The 15,846-nt window shown below is 62.6% G+C and carries 11 protein-coding genes; 5 read left to right on the top strand and 6 right to left on the bottom strand.

Going from position 1 to position 15,846, the window contains the following annotated elements; all coding sequences use genetic code 11:
• Positions 1–143 precede the first annotated feature (143 nt).
• Positions 144–2,633 (top strand): penicillin-binding protein 1A, encoded by a 2,490-nt coding sequence (locus C2U40_RS04435; RefSeq protein ID WP_011706971.1) that lies wholly within the window; start codon positions 144–146, stop codon positions 2,631–2,633.
• 74 nt (positions 2,634–2,707) lie between these two features.
• On the opposite strand, the gene oxyR is transcribed toward C2U40_RS04435, so the two are convergent.
• From oxyR to C2U40_RS04415, 4 genes are all read right to left on the bottom strand, one after another.
• Entirely contained in the window at positions 2,708–3,604 is an 897-nt protein-coding gene (oxyR, locus tag C2U40_RS04430; RefSeq protein WP_181014702.1) for a DNA-binding transcriptional regulator OxyR, read from the bottom strand.
• Positions 3,605–3,759: 155 nt separating this feature from the next.
• On the bottom strand, positions 3,760–5,400 hold the full coding sequence (locus C2U40_RS04425) for a methyl-accepting chemotaxis protein (RefSeq protein ID WP_045527843.1): 1,641 nt from the start codon (positions 5,398–5,400) through the stop codon (positions 3,760–3,762).
• A gap of 222 nt (positions 5,401–5,622) precedes the next feature.
• The gene (locus C2U40_RS04420) at positions 5,623–6,258 is read right to left on the bottom strand and encodes a DsbA family protein (RefSeq protein ID WP_042065027.1); all 636 of its coding nucleotides are present in this window, start codon (positions 6,256–6,258) and stop codon (positions 5,623–5,625) included.
• 79 nt (positions 6,259–6,337) lie between these two features.
• The gene (locus C2U40_RS04415; protein ID WP_016351638.1) at positions 6,338–7,198 is read right to left on the bottom strand and encodes a Vmh family MBL fold metallo-hydrolase; all 861 of its coding nucleotides are present in this window, start codon (positions 7,196–7,198) and stop codon (positions 6,338–6,340) included.
• A 126-nt stretch (positions 7,199–7,324) separates the two neighbouring features.
• On the opposite strand from C2U40_RS04415, the gene C2U40_RS04410 reads away from it, so the two are divergent.
• Positions 7,325–8,224 carry a LysR family transcriptional regulator gene (locus tag C2U40_RS04410; protein WP_102988179.1) on the top strand — a complete coding sequence of 300 codons (900 nt, stop codon included), beginning with the start codon at positions 7,325–7,327 and terminating at the stop codon, positions 8,222–8,224.
• Between the two features lie 82 nt (positions 8,225–8,306).
• Here C2U40_RS04410 and C2U40_RS04405 read toward each other — a convergent pair whose 3' ends face one another.
• Positions 8,307–9,083 carry a BPSS1780 family membrane protein gene (locus C2U40_RS04405; RefSeq protein ID WP_016351640.1) on the bottom strand — a complete coding sequence of 259 codons (777 nt, stop codon included), beginning with the start codon at positions 9,081–9,083 and terminating at the stop codon, positions 8,307–8,309.
• Positions 9,084–9,259: 176 nt separating this feature from the next.
• On the opposite strand from C2U40_RS04405, the gene C2U40_RS04400 reads away from it, so the two are divergent.
• Together C2U40_RS04400 and C2U40_RS04395 are read left to right on the top strand one after the other, a co-directional pair.
• The gene (locus C2U40_RS04400) at positions 9,260–10,114 is read left to right on the top strand and encodes a hypothetical protein (RefSeq protein ID WP_017409212.1); all 855 of its coding nucleotides are present in this window, start codon (positions 9,260–9,262) and stop codon (positions 10,112–10,114) included.
• Between the two features lie 43 nt (positions 10,115–10,157).
• Positions 10,158–10,982 (top strand): M23 family metallopeptidase, encoded by an 825-nt coding sequence (locus C2U40_RS04395; RefSeq protein WP_103826961.1) that lies wholly within the window; start codon positions 10,158–10,160, stop codon positions 10,980–10,982.
• Between the two features lie 77 nt (positions 10,983–11,059).
• Here the strand turns inward: C2U40_RS04395 and C2U40_RS04390 are convergent, their stop codons facing one another.
• On the bottom strand, positions 11,060–12,391 hold the full coding sequence (locus C2U40_RS04390) for an MATE family efflux transporter (RefSeq protein ID WP_041213679.1): 1,332 nt from the start codon (positions 12,389–12,391) through the stop codon (positions 11,060–11,062).
• A gap of 155 nt (positions 12,392–12,546) precedes the next feature.
• On the opposite strand from C2U40_RS04390, the gene mscM reads away from it, so the two are divergent.
• Complete coding sequence (gene mscM / locus C2U40_RS04385; RefSeq protein ID WP_103826960.1) at positions 12,547–15,825, top strand: miniconductance mechanosensitive channel MscM; 3,279 nt, start codon at positions 12,547–12,549, stop codon at positions 15,823–15,825.
• The last annotated feature ends 21 nt before the right edge of the window (positions 15,826–15,846 follow it).

The raw sequence follows: 15,846 nt of genomic DNA, 5'->3' as shown, positions 1-15,846 counted from the left end.
CTTGGTTATTGAGCCACAGAATGCTAACCTCCCGCCTCTTCTCGAGGAGCCGGGCTGCCGTCAGGAAAACCTCGAATTTCCGGAGGCAAAAGGGCTATACTCTGCGCCCGTTGGCTAATTTTAAGACGATTGGTAGTTCTTCCATGCTGAAATGGCTCGTACGCCTGTTTATTGTCATGATGCTGGGTGCTGTGCTGGGTGTTGCCAGCCTCATCGGTATCTACTTCTACATCAAGCCCCAGTTGCCGGATGTGACCGCGCTGCGCGACGTCAAGCTGGCCACCCCGATGAAGGTGTACAGCCGGGATGGGGAATTGATCTCCCAATTTGGCGAAATTCGTCGCATCCCGCTGCATCTGGATGAAATCCCCCAGTCCATGATCGATGCGGTACTGGCGACCGAAGATGCCCGTTTCTATGAGCACCCGGGGATCGACCCCATCGGCATCATTCGTGCAGCCACCGTCTGGGCCGTCTCCGGTCAGGCCCGCCAGGGCGCCAGTACCATTACCCAGCAGGTCGCCCGCAACTTCTTCCTGAGCAATGAAAAGACGCTGGTGCGCAAGATAAAAGAGGTCTTCCTGGCCTGGCGCATCGAGCAGAATCTCTCCAAGGACGAGATCCTGCAGCTCTATCTCAACAAGATCCCGCTCGGCTATCGGGCATTCGGGGTCGGTGCCGCCGCCCAGGTTTACTTTGGCAAGGAGGTCAAGGACCTGACGCTGGACGAGATCGCCATCATCGCCGGTCTGCCCAAGGCGCCGTCCATGCTGAACCCGATCCGCTCGCCGGAACGTGCCTTTGCCCGCCGCAACGTGGTACTTGGTCGCATGCTGGAAACCGGCAAAATCACCCAGGCCCAGTTCGACGAAGCGTCCAAGATGCCGGTCAAGGCCCGCTATCACGGGGCTGAAATCACCTTGAATGCCCCTTATCTGGGGGAGATGGTGCGCCAGAAGATGGTGGAGCAGTTCGGTGAAGATGCCTACACCATGGGTCTGCACGTCTACACCACAGTCACCGCCAAGCGCCAGCGCGCCGCCCGTCTGGCCTTGCTCGACGGCGTGTTCGACTATGACACCCGCCATGGCTACAAGGGCGTGACCGCCCAGCTGTGGAAAGCGGGCGAAGCCGACTGGGATTATGACAAGATCATGGCCCATCTGGCCAAGCAGCCCACCTATGAGCCGCTGATGGCCGCCGTCGTCACCAAGCTGGCTGACAAGAGTGCGACCATAGTGCTGAAGAATGGCAAACAGGCTGAGCTCGGCTGGAACGGCATCAAGTGGGCACGCGCCTTCATCACCGATGATCGTCAGGGCTTTGCGCCCCGCTCGGCCCGCGACATGCTGAAAGTGGGCGCCCAGATCTGGGTACGGGAAAAGGGTGAAGAGTTGCTGCTCTCCCAGATCCCCGAGGTCAACGCCGCTCTGGTGGCCATGAACCCGCAGGATGGAGCCATCGAGGCGCTGGTCGGCGGCTTCAGCTTCGAGCTCTCCAAGTTCAACCGGGTCGATCAGGCACGCCGCCAGATAGGCTCCAACATCAAGCCCTTCCTCTATGCCACCGCGCTGGAACAGGGCTACACCCTGGCCTCCCTCATCAACGATGCGCCGATCAACCAGTGGGACCCCTCCAAGGGCCCCATGTGGCAGCCCAAAAACTCCCCGGCCATCTATGAAGGTCCCACTTCCCTGCGCCTCGGCCTCGCCAAGTCGAAGAACGTGATGTCGGTGCGCCTGATGCGCGCCATCGGGCTGGATACCTACATCGACGGCCTAACCCGCTTCGGCTTTGCTCGCGATACCATCTCGCCCAACGAATCGCTGGCCCTGGGGGCTGCCGAGTTCACTCCGCTGGAAGTGGTGCGCGGCTACTCGGTCATGGCCAACGGCGGCTTCCAGGTCACCCCCTACTTCATCACCGAAGTCACCGACAGCTTCGGCGCGCCTCTCTATCAGGCCAACCCGGCAGCCGCCTGCCGTGACTGTGGCGTGCTGGCCGCCGCCGGTCTCGACAGTGCGGATGCCTATGCCAATACGGCGCCGGACTGGAAAGCCCAGTGCCCCATCGATCCGGTCGTTCCCGGCAACATGGCACCGCAGACCATCAGTGCTCAGAGCACCTTCCTGGTGACCGACACCCTGACCACCGCCATCTGGGGTGGCAACGGTTGGCGCGGTACCGGCTGGCGGGCGGCGCGCGACCTCAAGCGCCACGATATCTCCGGCAAGACCGGGACCACCAACGAATCCCGTGATGCCTGGTTCTCCGGCTATACCCCGAATCTGGTCGCCACCTCCTGGATCGGTTTTGACAACCACCAGCGTGGTCTGGGCCGTGCCGAATTTGGCGGTGGTGCCGCACAGCCCATCTGGATCGACTTCATGAAGACGGCGCTCAAGCAAGTTCCTGAGCGCAAGATGCCGGTACCGGAAGGGATCATCACGGTGCGGATCGATCGTGAGACCGGCCTGTTGACCAACCGGACCGACGGCAGCAGCACGGAAGAGTTCTTCAAGGAAGGCACCGAGCCGACCCGCTACGCGACACAGAGCTCGGATGGCAATCAGGTGTACGGCGGTGAGGGTTCACCCACCGATGGTCCCGTCTCCACCGACGATATCTTCTAAACCACAGCAGAAGATAAAAAAACCGGCGCAATGCGCCGGTTTTCTTTTTGTGACCCTGTAATAGTGATGCGCAGTTAGCCAAGCAGGCTCTGCATCAAGCGCGAGATACGGGCGGCCAGCTCGTTGAAACAGGGGCGGCGCACCGAGTAGTGGCGATAGAGCAGCGCTATGGTACGCCCAGGTACGGGGTCTATCACAGGTCGATAGCTGACGCCGCCCTCTTCGGCATTGGCGGGCACGGCGAGCCTGGGCACCAGCGTCATGCCGCTGCCGGCGGCCACCATGTTGCGCAGCGTCTCCAAACTGGTGCCCTTGAAGCGCTGATCCTCGCCGATACCGGCGGCGAAGCAGAATCCCATCGCCTGATCCCGCAGACAGTGGCCATCGGCCAGCATCAGCAACTTCTTGCCCTTGAGATTGCTGAGCGGCACCGCCTTGGCCTTGGCCTCCGGATGCTGCTGGGGCACCGCCAGCCACATGGGTTCCTGATAGAGCGGGATCGAACCAAACCCGTCCATGCCATCCAGCTCGGCCAGGATCAGGCAATCCAGCTCCCCCTCTTCCAGCCGCTTGAGCAACACCTGGGTCTGCTCTTCATAGAGGTAGAATTCCAGCTTGGGAAAGTGCTCGCGCAGATCCTGAATGATGTGAGGCAGCAAATAGGGGCCGACGGTAGGAATGAAGCCGATGTGGATTTCACCGGACATGGGCTCGGCAAAATGCTGGCCTATGCTCTTGAGCTCACGCACCTCTTTGAGCACCTTGCGGGCCTGCTGGGCCATGGCATCGCCAGCCGGGGTAAACAGCACCTTGCGCGAAGTACGCTCGATCAGGATCACCCCGAGTTCATCCTCCAGCTTGCGCAGCTGGCCGCTCAGGGTCGGCTGACTGACGAAGCAGCGCTCCGCCGCCTTGCGAAAGTGCTTCTCCTCTTCCAGCGCCACCAAATACTCGAGATCGCGAAGGTTCATACATCCAGAATCCTGCCAACCAATGGGGCCATTAGCATGCCCAAGAACGGCGGAACGAACAAGGGATGGTGCAAGAGGGAAAGTCGACAGGCCGATAAAACAAGGCGGGCCCGGATCCAGGATCCGGGCCCGCAGCAGCGAGCATCCAATCCGCCTTACACCCGGAAGCGGCGTACCATCTCCTGCAACTGGGTCGCTAGGTGATTGAGGTCGTTACAGGCCTGTGCCATCTGGGTTGCACCGGCAGCCACTTCCTCGGAGGCATGGCTGATATTGACCACGTTGCGGTTGAGCTCTTCACTCACCGCCCCCTGCTCTTCGGTGGCGGTCGCAATCTGGATATTCATGTGGGAGATGCTCTCCACCGAGCCGCTGATCTCGGAGATGGATGCCCCCGCCTCCCGCGCCGTGCTCACGGTGGAATTCATCATGTCCTGGCTCTGCTGCATGGTGGTGCCGGCCTGCTCGGCCCGCTGCTGCAGTTCGGCGATGATGGTGTTGATCTGGGAGGTGGAATCCTGGGTCCGTTTCGCCAGGGTACGCACCTCGTCGGCCACCACCGCAAAGCCGCGCCCCTGCTCGCCAGCCCGGGCCGCCTCGATGGCGGCATTGAGGGCCAGCAGGTTGGTCTGCTCGGCGATCCCGCGGATCACCTCCAGCACCATGCCGATGTTGCGGCTGTCGTCGCCAAGCTGACGGATCACCACGGCGGTGCTCTCGATGGCACCGGCCACCTGCTCAATACGCTTGATGGAGTCGTTGACGGTACGAGCCCCCAGTTCGGCGGTGCTGCTGGCGGCACTAGCGGCGCTGGCGGCGTCGCTGGTGTTGCGGGACACCTCCTGCACCGTCGCCTGCATCTCGTTCATGGCGGTGGCCAGCTGGTTCAGCTCGTGCTGCTGGCTGTTCATGTTGTTGGCGGACTGGCGCGCCACCGCGCTGATCTCTTCAGCTGCCGAGCTCAGTTGCACCACGGAGCCGGAGACTTCGCTGACCAGGGTACGCAGGTTCTTTTGCATCTCGCCAAAGCCCTTGGCCAGTTGCCCCAGTTCGTCGTTGTTGAACTGGCTGGCATCAAGATGGGCCGCCAGATCGCCAGCAGAAACCTTGCGGGTCTGCTCCAGTAGCGCCATCACCGGATTGCGGATCTGGCCGGTCAGCAGCCAGGCCACCACCACCACGAACAAGACGGTGATGAGGCTCACCACGATACTCATGGTGCGCGAGCTGCTGTAAAGGTCGGCCACCGACTTCACCATGCCGTCGGCAATCTCGTTGTTGATCTCGCGCAGACGGTAGGATTTGGTGCCAACTTCTTCCAGGGCAACCCGTGTCTCGTTCTTGCGCAGGCTCTTGACCTTCTCCAGATCCCCGTTGGAAAACGCAGCCACCAGCTCCTCGTGCACCGAGAAGTACTTGGCGCCAGCTGCCACCAGCTGTTCGTAAGTCTGCTTCTCCTCATCGGTGCTGAAGGGCAAGGAGCCATACTTCTGCGCCGCTGCGTCAAACTCCTGCTTGGCCTTGTTGAAGGTGACGGTACGTTCGCTCACCTCCTGGGCATCCTTGTTGAGGCCACCTATCACCTGCGCCAGTTCGGAACGACGGGCATCGAGAATGGCCACGTGCATCTGGCTGGCATAGCGGGTCGACGGCAACAGGTTGCCCGAAATGGTGGCGGTATCGGCATAAAGACGGGACAGCTGAGTGATGGAGAACCACGCCAGCCCCACCACTAGCAGGGCCAATACGGCAAAACCGGCGCTCAACTTCTGACCTATAGACATATTTTTGAACATGATTGGTATCCTTGGCGGCTAGACGCAAGCCCACGGAGCCGAGCTCCCAGGCTATCCCCATAGAGCATAGCGCGATGATCGCAAGCGGATGATTTTCAAACTGTCCGCTACTGAATATATCGTCTCGCCTGGGGATAGCATGAGCGCCGGACAGGTAGGAAAAATCTGCAACGAGCACCTCGGGCGCTGCACATCCGCCACCGGATACGACCTGCTGTTCGCTCAACGACTCATCATGAGCTGGAGCTGGCGAGCAAACGCCTCTGGTTCACCCAGGAAGGAGGAGGCGGACAAGGGGGTGACTTTGTCGCCTTGCACCAATCCCAGGGTCGGGTAGCCCTGTCCGCCGAGACGGCGCATCCAGCGCTGACTGTCGGCCAGATGGCTCGCCAGGTCGGCCTGCTGATAGGCCTTCACAAAATCATCCGCGCCAATGTTCTGCTCCGCCGCCAGGCTGGTCAGATGCTCGAGCGAACCGATCCAGATGCCATCGCGATAGTGGGATTGCTGGATGCGGTGTAGCAGGCTCAGACCGTTGCCACCCAGGGCCGTCACCGCCAGGATGGCGCGGATGGGCTGCTCCGAATCGAGCAGCAGACCATCGCGCAGCAGCAGCTCGTTGAAATAGCGCTCGCCGAAAGGCTGGCCGGTCAGCGCCTGGATCCGCTCGTCATGGGGACGGACGTAATCACGCAGGGCCTGGCCCATCGCCTGCCTGCGCCCGCCAAGCCAGAGACCACCGGCGTGCAGCTCGATGCGCAGTTCCGGGATGGCAGCCGCAGCCTTCAACAGCGGGGCGGCGCCGTAGCACCAGCCACAGAGGGGGTCATATACATAATGCAGAGTCGTTTCGTTCATATCATTCACTCGTTCATTCGGCTAAAAAAACCGGGCCCTCGGGCCCGGTAAAAAACACAGGGAAGTAGGCGTCAGGGGGTTACCACTTCATCTCGCCGGTGTTGACCTTGGCACCGATGGCCAGACCGTCGTCGACCGGCAGGGACGGGTAAGCCTTCTTCAGAGCTTCAATCAGCTGGCCGGAATTCTTGGCTTTGGCCAGCTCCTGCTCAAAGCGCTCTACGTAGTCACGGGTAAAGGTCACGGCGGCGCTGCCCTTGGGAGCAGTCCCCAGGAAGTGACCCGGCACCACGCGCTCGGGCTTCAGTGCCAGCAGATTGTTCAGCGCCTTGACCCAGTTGCTGCGAGCAGCCTTGGTCTGGCTGTCAGCCATCCACACGTGCACGCCGCTGTAGACCGGTACGCCACCAAACGCCGTCTTGATGGACGGTGCCCACAGGTAGGCATTCGGGGTATTCATCTCTTTGATCTCGATCTTCTCGCCATCCAGTGTCAGATGGCTGGCCGTCATCACTTGCGGCACGGTCAGACTCTTCGGTGCACCCTTGCCGAGGATGGGGCTCCAATAGCTCAGCTTGGCGTCCTTGGTCTGGTTGATATGATCGACCACATGCTGGTCTGCCAGTACCTTGACGTCCGGGAAGGCTGCCTTGATGGGCTCCAGACCGAAGTAGAAGTCGGGGTCACCGGCACTGATATAGACGGTGGTCAGCTTCTTGCCGCTCTTCTTGATCATGTCCACCAGCGCCTGGCCGTTTTGCACGTCGAACTGGGCATCGATCAGGATCGCTTCTTTGTCGCCGGTCACCAGGGAGGAGGAGACCGGGAAGATAGCCTTCTCGCCCGGGTTGTAGACGGTCACGGTGAGCGGGGCGGCCATGGCGGCACCACTCAGCAGGGTGGTGGCCAGGGTCAGGTTGCGGATCAGGGTGTTGTTCATCGGGTATTCCTCATCAAGTCATCAGGGGTTCATCAGATGGACACAGTTTATTGGATCAATTACGGTACAAATACAGCATAATAAGCGCATCACTGTTGCATTAATCGAGCATATAGAGAGCCTGAAATGGATCGACTGACCGCATTGCGGGTCTTTGTCAGCGTAGTCGAACAGGGCAGCCTGAGCGGCGCCGGGGAGAAACTGGAGATGTCGCGCGCCATGGTGACGCGCTACCTGGCGGAGCTGGAACAGTGGATGGGGGCACGGCTGCTGCACCGCACCACTCGCCGGCTCAGTCTGACCGGCCCCGGGGAAGAGGCGCTGAACCGGGCCCGGGCCATGCTGGCACTGGGGGAAGAGATGGAGCAGATCGCCGTGCGCGGCGACGAGGCCCCCAAGGGGCAACTGCGCATCACCAGCAGCTACTCACTCTCGGAAGCCCTGCTGGTGGGCGCCGCCAACGACTACCTGGCGCGCTATGCGGGCACCGCCATCGACATTCTGCTGCTGGACCGCACCGTCAATCTGGTGGAGGAGCGGATCGATCTCGCCGTGCGCATCACCAATGACCTCGACCCCAACCTGGTGGCCCGCCGGCTCGGTACCTGTCACTCCGTGGTCTGCGCCAGCCCGGCCTATCTGGCCAGACACCCGACCCCGCACAAGGTGCAAGATCTCGCCCTACACAATTGCCTCACCTACACCTATTTCGGCAAGAGCCTGTGGGAGTTCCAGGGACCGGACGGACCCGAATCAGTGCCGGTGAGCGGCAACCTCAGCGCCAACATCTCCAACCTGCTGCTGGAGGCGACGCTGGAGGGTGCCGGCATCAGCCTGCAGCCCCGCTACTCGGTCCAGCCTCACCTCGATACCGGCACCCTGGTGCCGCTGCTGGAGCAGTGGCAGCCCAAGCGACTTGGCGTCTACGCCGTCTACGGCACCCGCAAGCAGATGTCACCGCTGTTGCGCAGCTTCCTCGACTTTCTGGTCGAACGCATGGCCGTCGACCCCATGTGGCGAGAGTAGTGGCGGGAACAAGAGACAACGCAAACATGCAAAAGGGGCCAGCAGGCCCCTTTCGCACATATGTCACAGCAGTCCGTTGGCGTCAGGCTTCGAAGCCGGTCAACGGGGCTTCGGCAGGCGTCTCCTGCGTCACGTCCAGATAGATATCCCGGTAGGCCACATAGATGGAGTAGTTGAGCGCCGGGATCACCACCAGCAGACCCACCAGCATCAGCGCCGCACCGAACAGCATCAGGATGGCGGCGATCAACCCCCACCAGAGGAAGGGCCACATGTTGGTCAGGCAGCCTTTGAAACTCAGTTTGGCGGCCTGCAGGATCCCCACATCGTGGAAAAAGATGAGGGCAGGAGCGAAGGTGATGGCCATCAGCACCGGGATCAGCAGTGCCAGCCCCAGCAGCAGACAGAGCAGCAGGCCCTGGGCCTGGGCCGCCGTCACGACCAGAGATTCCGGATCCTGGGTCAGCAGGGAGGTGAGCCCCCACATGGAGAGCAGCCCCAGGCAGATGAGGCCGATCAGGCTGAACAAGGCCAACACCAGCAACCCCCCCAGCATCAGCGGGGTCAGCTTGTGGCGAAAACCGGAGAAGAAATCGGCAAAGCGCAGCGGATTGCCTTCATAACCGTGACGGGCCACCGCCACCCAGCCGGCCCCCCAGACCATGTAAAGCAGCTGGGAGATGAGGCTGCCCGCCGGCAGACGCTCCAGCAGCAGACCGACCGCAAACCAGATGAGGACCATGGCAACACTGACCCCCATCCCCTTGTTGAAGACATCGAAACCGGATCGCACCCAGACCCAGCCACGCCCGATGGGGTGACGAGCAGGTTCTGCGCGCAGGGGGGACAATCCATTCATAACATTTCCTCGGTTCAAAACGGCTGGTTGCCGATTCTAGAGCCATGGGCCGACCGACTCAATGGCGGGTCACCGCCGAGGCCGGTTTTGCACGTCATGGCTGCTTGTATCAGACGTTACGGTTATCATAAGAGACCCCTTTGCAAGGGGCATTCACTTATTCAAGAGAATCCAAGATGCGTACATCTCACCTGGCGCCAATTCTGCTGGCCTCCCTGTTGCTCAACCTCTGGCAGTGGCAGGCCGACCCTGTCAAACCTCAGCCGGGATCCGACACCGCCAGCCCCGCCAACAGCCCGTCGCAATGCGATTCGGCCACCAGCCAGAACAGCGGCCAGAGCACCGGGCAGAGCCTGCTGGCCAAGCTGCCCGGCAAGGGCAGCCAGAGCGAGCCCGCCCCCGCCCAGGAGGTGCTGCCTCCCAATCCCGAGCTGGAGGCCGCCATCAGCCAGTGGAGCCAGTCGAGCGAAGGATCCGTGCTGATCGAGCGGCTCTATGACGCCGAACAGGGCAGCCAGCTCACCACCGTCTTCGACCGGCTCGACATAGTGGAAGACGTGCGCGGCCAGGTCCAGGAGCAACTGCGCGAGCTCTATCGCCTCGGCTTCGACCATCCCGATGCCTACGAGCAGGAGAGCCAGCGCATCTGGGGCAACCTCAGCAACCTGCTGGGGGAGGATACCCGCACCCGGCTCGAACAGGAGATCTACTCGGGCGATACCAACCGCCTGCTGGAGATCCAGGGTCGCCTGGCGGAGCACGGCGAGCTGCTGGCACCGGCCCAGCGCCAATCCCTGACGCGTCTGCTGAGCGAGGCGAACCAGCAGCTGGCCCAGCAGGAGAGCGGCGATGCCGGCACCTATCTGGAGAACCAGCGCGCCTATACCCAGCGGGTGCTGGAGAGCAGCCGCAGCTTCCTCAATCCGGATCAGCTCAAGGTGGTACAAGACATGCTGGAGCTGGACCTGGTGCGCCAGGAGGTGTCGGTCCAGATGGAGGCCATCTACCAGCGCTTCCAGCCAGCGTCCTGATTTCGTTACCGTTTCGTTTTAGTCAACCCAGCCTGGAATCATCATGAGAGTCGTTTGTTGTCTATTGTTGCTGCTGGCCAGCCAGTCCGCCCTCGCCGAGGGCTTCATCAGTCGTCTGCTCAACCACCCGGTGCCGGGGGGCGTCGCCGTGGTGGCGCTCGGCAGCGAGGCGCAGGCCCCGACCGCCCGCTATCAGGGCAAGCCGGTGCTGGTGGTGCGTGAGGAGGGCAAACGCTGGATTGCCATCGTCGGCATCCCCCTCAAGAGCCAGACTGGCGCCCACCAGCTGCAGGTGAGCGATGGCCGTACCCTCGGCTTCACGGTCGGCACCAAGCACTACAGGGAGCAGCACATCAAGCTCAAGAACAGCCGTCAGGTCAACCCGCTGGCCGAAGACATGACCCGCATCAATCGCGAACTGGCGGAGCAGACCCGCGCCTACCAGACCTTCAGCCCGACCCAGCCGAGCAACCTGCTGTTCGACAAACCGGTGGACGGGCCGCTCTCCAGCCCCTTCGGGCTGCGCCGCTTCTTCAACGGCGAGGAGCGCAACCCCCACTCCGGTCTCGACTTCGCGGTCGGTGCCGGCACCCCCATCAAGTCGCCGGCGGCGGGCAGGGTGATCCTGATCGGCAACTACTTCTTCAACGGCAATACGGTGTTCGTCGATCACGGTCAGGGCCTCATCAGCATGTTCTGCCACATGTCGAAGGTCGACGTGAAGCTGGGCCAGAGCCTGCCCCGCGGCGGCATCGTCGGCCGTGTCGGCGCTACCGGCCGCGCCACCGGTCCCCACATGCACTGGAATGTCAGCCTCAACGACGCCCGGGTCGACCCCGCCATCTTCATCGGCGCCTTCAAGCCCTGAGGTCGGTGACCTGTCAGGGGCGCTCAAAACGAAAAAGGCAGCCTAGGCTGCCTTTTTGATGGCCGACTGACGACATATCAGGCGGCGTGCTGACGCGCCTCCTTGCCCATGGCTCGCCACATCACCAGGACCAGCAGGGTGCTGCAGGTGGGCAATGCCAGCCAGACGCCGGATACCCCCCACAGGGAGGAGAAGCCCCACAGGAAGCCACCGATCAGCACCAGCTTGCCGCCAGTGAGCAAGGAGGCGATGCGGGCCCGGTTGATGGCCTGGAAGTAGGTGGCCCCCACCAGCAGCAGGCCTTCCATCGGCAAGCCCCAGAAGTAGAGCCAGATGCCGAGGCTGGCCACTGGCAAGAGGGCCGCGTTGTCACCGGCAAACAGGTAGACCACCCCCTCCGGCCACAGATAGAGCGGCAGCATGCCGCACAGGGCCACCAGCAGGGTCACCCCCAGCGCCAGGTTGCGCACCCGCAGCACCCGCGCCCAGTTGCCCGCCCCGGCGTTGAAGCTGGCGATGGGCTGGATGCCCATGGCGATCCCCTCGAAGATGAGATAGAAGAAGGCCTCGCTGTAACTGATGACGCCGTAGGCCGCCACGTGCAGCGAGGTGCCCACCGCCAGCAGCGCCTTGTTGTGCAGCGCCAGCACCACCGACAGGTAGAGGTACATCAGAAAGCTCGACACCCCGAGTCGCAGCGTCTCCCCCATCAACCGCCAGTCGGGTCGCAGGGTGTCCCAGCCAATGCGCAGCTGGCTGCGCGGGGTGAAGAAGTGCCACAGACAGAGGCCGCCGGTCACCGCCTGGGAGAGCATGGTCGCAATGGCGGCCCCCGCCAGCCCCCAGGGGATCACCGCCATCAGCAGGTAATCGAGCAGCACGTTGAGCACGCCGCCCCCCACCAGGATCCAGGTGGTGAGGCCGGGTCGCCCATCGTTGCGCAGCAGGGCGGTAAACGCCATGGAGAGCACCGCAAACACTCCGAGCCAGGCATACCACTGCAGATAGGCGAAGCCGGCGTCAAAGATGACCCCCTCCGCCCCCATCCAGATCAGCATGGCCTCGCCGTAACGGATGCCGATGAAGGCGAGCAGCCCAGAGGCGATGAGCACCATCACCAGCGCATTGCCGACGATGTGGCGGGCCCTCGCCTGCTCCCCCTTGCCCAGATAAAACGAGGCGAGCGCCGAGGACCCCATGCCGATCAAAGCCCCCACCGCATAGAGCACGGCGCAGATGGGGTACGCCAGCATCATGCCGGCCAGCCCGTCCTGACCCAGAATATGGCCGACGAAGATGCCGTCTATGGTGACATAGATGCCGGTGACCAGCATGGCGGCCACGGTCGGGGTGACGTAGCGCCAGAACAGGCGGGAAAGAGGGGCCGTGCCCAGATCGACTGCGGACATAAAACGCTCAACGGAGGGAAAAACGGCCAGAATAATAGCCAAAGCGGGCCGGGAACGCCCGTTATTTATGTTACAAATCATTAATATGGAAAACTTTACCCGCCCCGGCCCCTGCTTTAGGCTAGGGCGACCTCACCTGAACGGAAACGTGCGCCATGTTGCAACGCCTGCTCTGCCTGCTGCTCTCTCTCACTCTCCTCACTCCCCTTGCCCAGGCCGATGACGCCATCACCCAGGTGGAAGAGCTGCTGCAGAGCGTGCCCAAGACCGACACCCCGGAAAACCAGAAGTTGCGGGAAAGTTACCAGCAGGCGCTGCAGTTTGCCCGGGAGGCCCAGCGTTATCGCGAGCAGGGCAAGGCCTATCAGCAGATCCTCATCGACTATCCCAAGGAGTCGGCCCGTCTCAAGGAGAGCCTGCACAACTACCAGCCCCAGCCTCGCCCGGCCCTCTCCTCCCTGAAGGAGGAGGCGCTGCGCCAGGCCATCGGCCTGAGCAGCAACCGCCAGCTCAACCTGCGCAAGGAGCGCCAGGGGGTGATGGACAGCCTCAACCAGCTGGAGAGCACCGGCCAGGAGTATCACCTGCGGGTCGACGAGCTGCGCAAGCAGTTGCAGCAGACCCGCGCCCTGCTCGACCGGCTCAGCTTCAGCAGCGAATCGGATCGCCTGCAGGATGCCCAGCAGCTGGTCACCCGCCTCAAGGAGCAGAGCCTCTCCGACCGGATCCAGATGCTGGAGCTGGAGCAGCTCTCCGCCCAGCAGCGCAACGATCTCGGCAAGCTCAGGCTGCAGGAGCTCAACCTCGCCATCACCGACGAGGATGAATGGCAGACCAGCCTGCTCAACCAGCAGAACCAGCTGCGCCGCGACAAGACCGAACAGGCGCTGGCGGAGAGCGAGCGGCTGCGCAAGCAGCTCACCTCCGACATGCCGCTGCTGCTGGAGCAGCAACAGCAGAACCAGGCGCTCTCCATCCAGCTCGGCGCGCTGGAGGATCAGATAGAGCGGGTGCAGGATGAGCAACGGGTGATCGACAAGAACCTGTCGAGCCTGAACGATCTGGTCAACTCGGTGCGCGAGCAACTGGAGTGGCTGCAGATCAGCAACGCCTACGGCGAGAACCTGCGCAGCAAACTCTCGGATCTGCCCGCCTACTTCCCCCTCGACAAGCTGGAATCCGCCATCGTCAACGCCCGCATGGCCAAGTACCAGTACGAGACCGAACAGGACGCGCTCAAGGACCCGCGCCAGATGCGCGATCAGCTGCTGGCCGCCGACGAAGTGGCCCTCGATCGCGCCCAGCAGGCGGTGCTCGACAACCTGCTCAAGGCCCGTCGCCAGCTGCTGACCCGGCTCAACGACGCCTCCGACAGCCTCATTCAGGAGCAGACCCGGCTCAAGTTGCTCTACAGCCGCCAGAACAGCAAGATCGACGAGATCCGCGAGCTCAGCGCCAGCCACCTGTTCTGGATGCCGGACGTGCGCCCGCTCACCCCGGCCGTGCTGCTCGGGGTGCCGGCGGCCCTCGGCCTCGCCCTCAACCCGGTCAACTGGCTGCAACTGCCCCAGGCCATCGCCGAGAACAACCCCATCACCCTCACCTTCGCCGGTATCGGCATCCTGGTGCTGGCCTGGTGCTGGTTCAAACTGGCACGCCACCTGACCCACTACAGCCAGCACATAGCGCCCCGCATCGGCAAGGTGACCCAGGACAAGTTCAGCCTCACCAGCCGGCTGTTGATGCGCTCCCTGCTCGCCTCCCTGCCGCTGCCCGCCATGGTGTTGATGGTGCGTGGCCTGCTCGACGGTGCCTGGCAATATCCGTTCGCGGTGGCGGTGGCCCGCGGCCTCGGCGAGATCTGGTTCCTGCTGCTGGCACTCTTGATGGCCCGTCACCTGACGCTGGAGAAGGGGATCCTGATCCTCCATTTCCGCTGGCAGAAGGAGCGGGTGCAGAAGGTGTGGAGCCAGTTTCGCACCCTCTTGCTGGTGATCATTCCGAGCTTCTTCGTGCAGGGCATGGCCAACAGCTATCAGGAGCACGCCTTCTACGACTCCCTCGGCCGGCTGGCCTTCATCGTCGGCGCCCTCTGGCTGCTGCTGTTCTTCGCCCGCCTCAACCGGGAGCGGCTGCCGCTCACCTGGGGCCAGGCCGACATGACCAAGCCGCACCTGCTGCACCACTTCATCTGGAACAGCCTGATGCTGGCCCCGCTGCTGGCGGTGATCGGCTCATTGCTCGGCTACTTCTATACCTCCCGCATCCTGTTGCGCCAGCTGGAGCTGAGCCTGCTGATGGGGCTGGGCTGCCTGCTCGTCTACTATCTGGCGCACCGCTGGATGCTGATCCAGCGTCGCCGTCTCGCCTTCGAGCGGGCCAAGAGCAAGCGGGCCGAGATCCTGGCCCAGCGAGGCCGGGAAGAGGGGCATGACGAGCTCAGCTCCGAGATCCCGGATGTGGTGGAAGACACCGAGCTGGATCTGGATACCATCAGCGCCCAGTCGCTCGGGCTGGTGCGCACCCTGCTGATGCTGGGTTTCACCATGCTGGTGGTGGTACAGTGGTCTGAACTCAACTCGGCGTTCAGCTTCCTGCGCAGCATCGAGGTGTGGCAGGTGAGCAGCAAGATTGGCGGCATCGAACAGCTCTCCGCCATCACCTTGCAGGATCTGATGCTGACGGTGTTTACCTTCATCCTGACCGTGGTCACCGCCCGCAACCTGCCGGGCCTGATGGAGCTGACCCTGCTCCAGCACCTGAGCCTCTCCCCCGGCACCGGCTTTGCCATCACCACGGTGACCAAGTACATAGTGCTGGTGGTGGGGGCGCTGACCGGCTTCTCCATCCTCGGCATCGACTGGTCCAAGGCGCAGTGGATGGTGGCGGCCCTCTCCCTGGGCCTGGGTTTCGGGCTGCAGGAGATCTTCGCCAACTTCGTGTCGGGCCTCATCATTCTGTTCGAGAAACCGATCCGGCTCGGCGACACCGTCACCATTCGCGAGCTGACCGGCACCGTCACCAAGATCAAGACCCGCGCCACCACCATAGTGGACTGGGACAGGAAGGAGATCATCGTCCCCAACAAGGCCTTTATCACCGAACAGTTCATCAACTGGTCACTGTCAGACGCCATCACCCGGGTGCGGCTGCGCATCCGCATCGGCCTGACCCAGGAGCCCAGAAAGATACAGACCATTCTGGAAGAGTCGATTCGGGCCTCGACCCTGGTGCTGGAGACCCCCTCCCCCGAGGTGTTCCTGATCGAATTCACCGACTCGGCGCTGATCTACGAGATCCGGCTCTATGTGAACAGCATGGATCACCGCATGCCCATCACCCACGAGGTTCACTCGCTGGTGCTGGAGAAATTGCAGCAACAGGGGCTGGGGCTGCCGCACCAGCAGATCGACATTCGTCTGAGCCGGGCCTGAGCAGGCACCACAGGAGTACAT

It is taken from the genome of Aeromonas sp. ASNIH4 (assembly GCF_002934425.1).
GTDB lineage: Bacteria > Pseudomonadota > Gammaproteobacteria > Enterobacterales > Aeromonadaceae > Aeromonas > Aeromonas hydrophila.
This window is presented reverse-complemented; position numbering and strand designations above follow the sequence as displayed.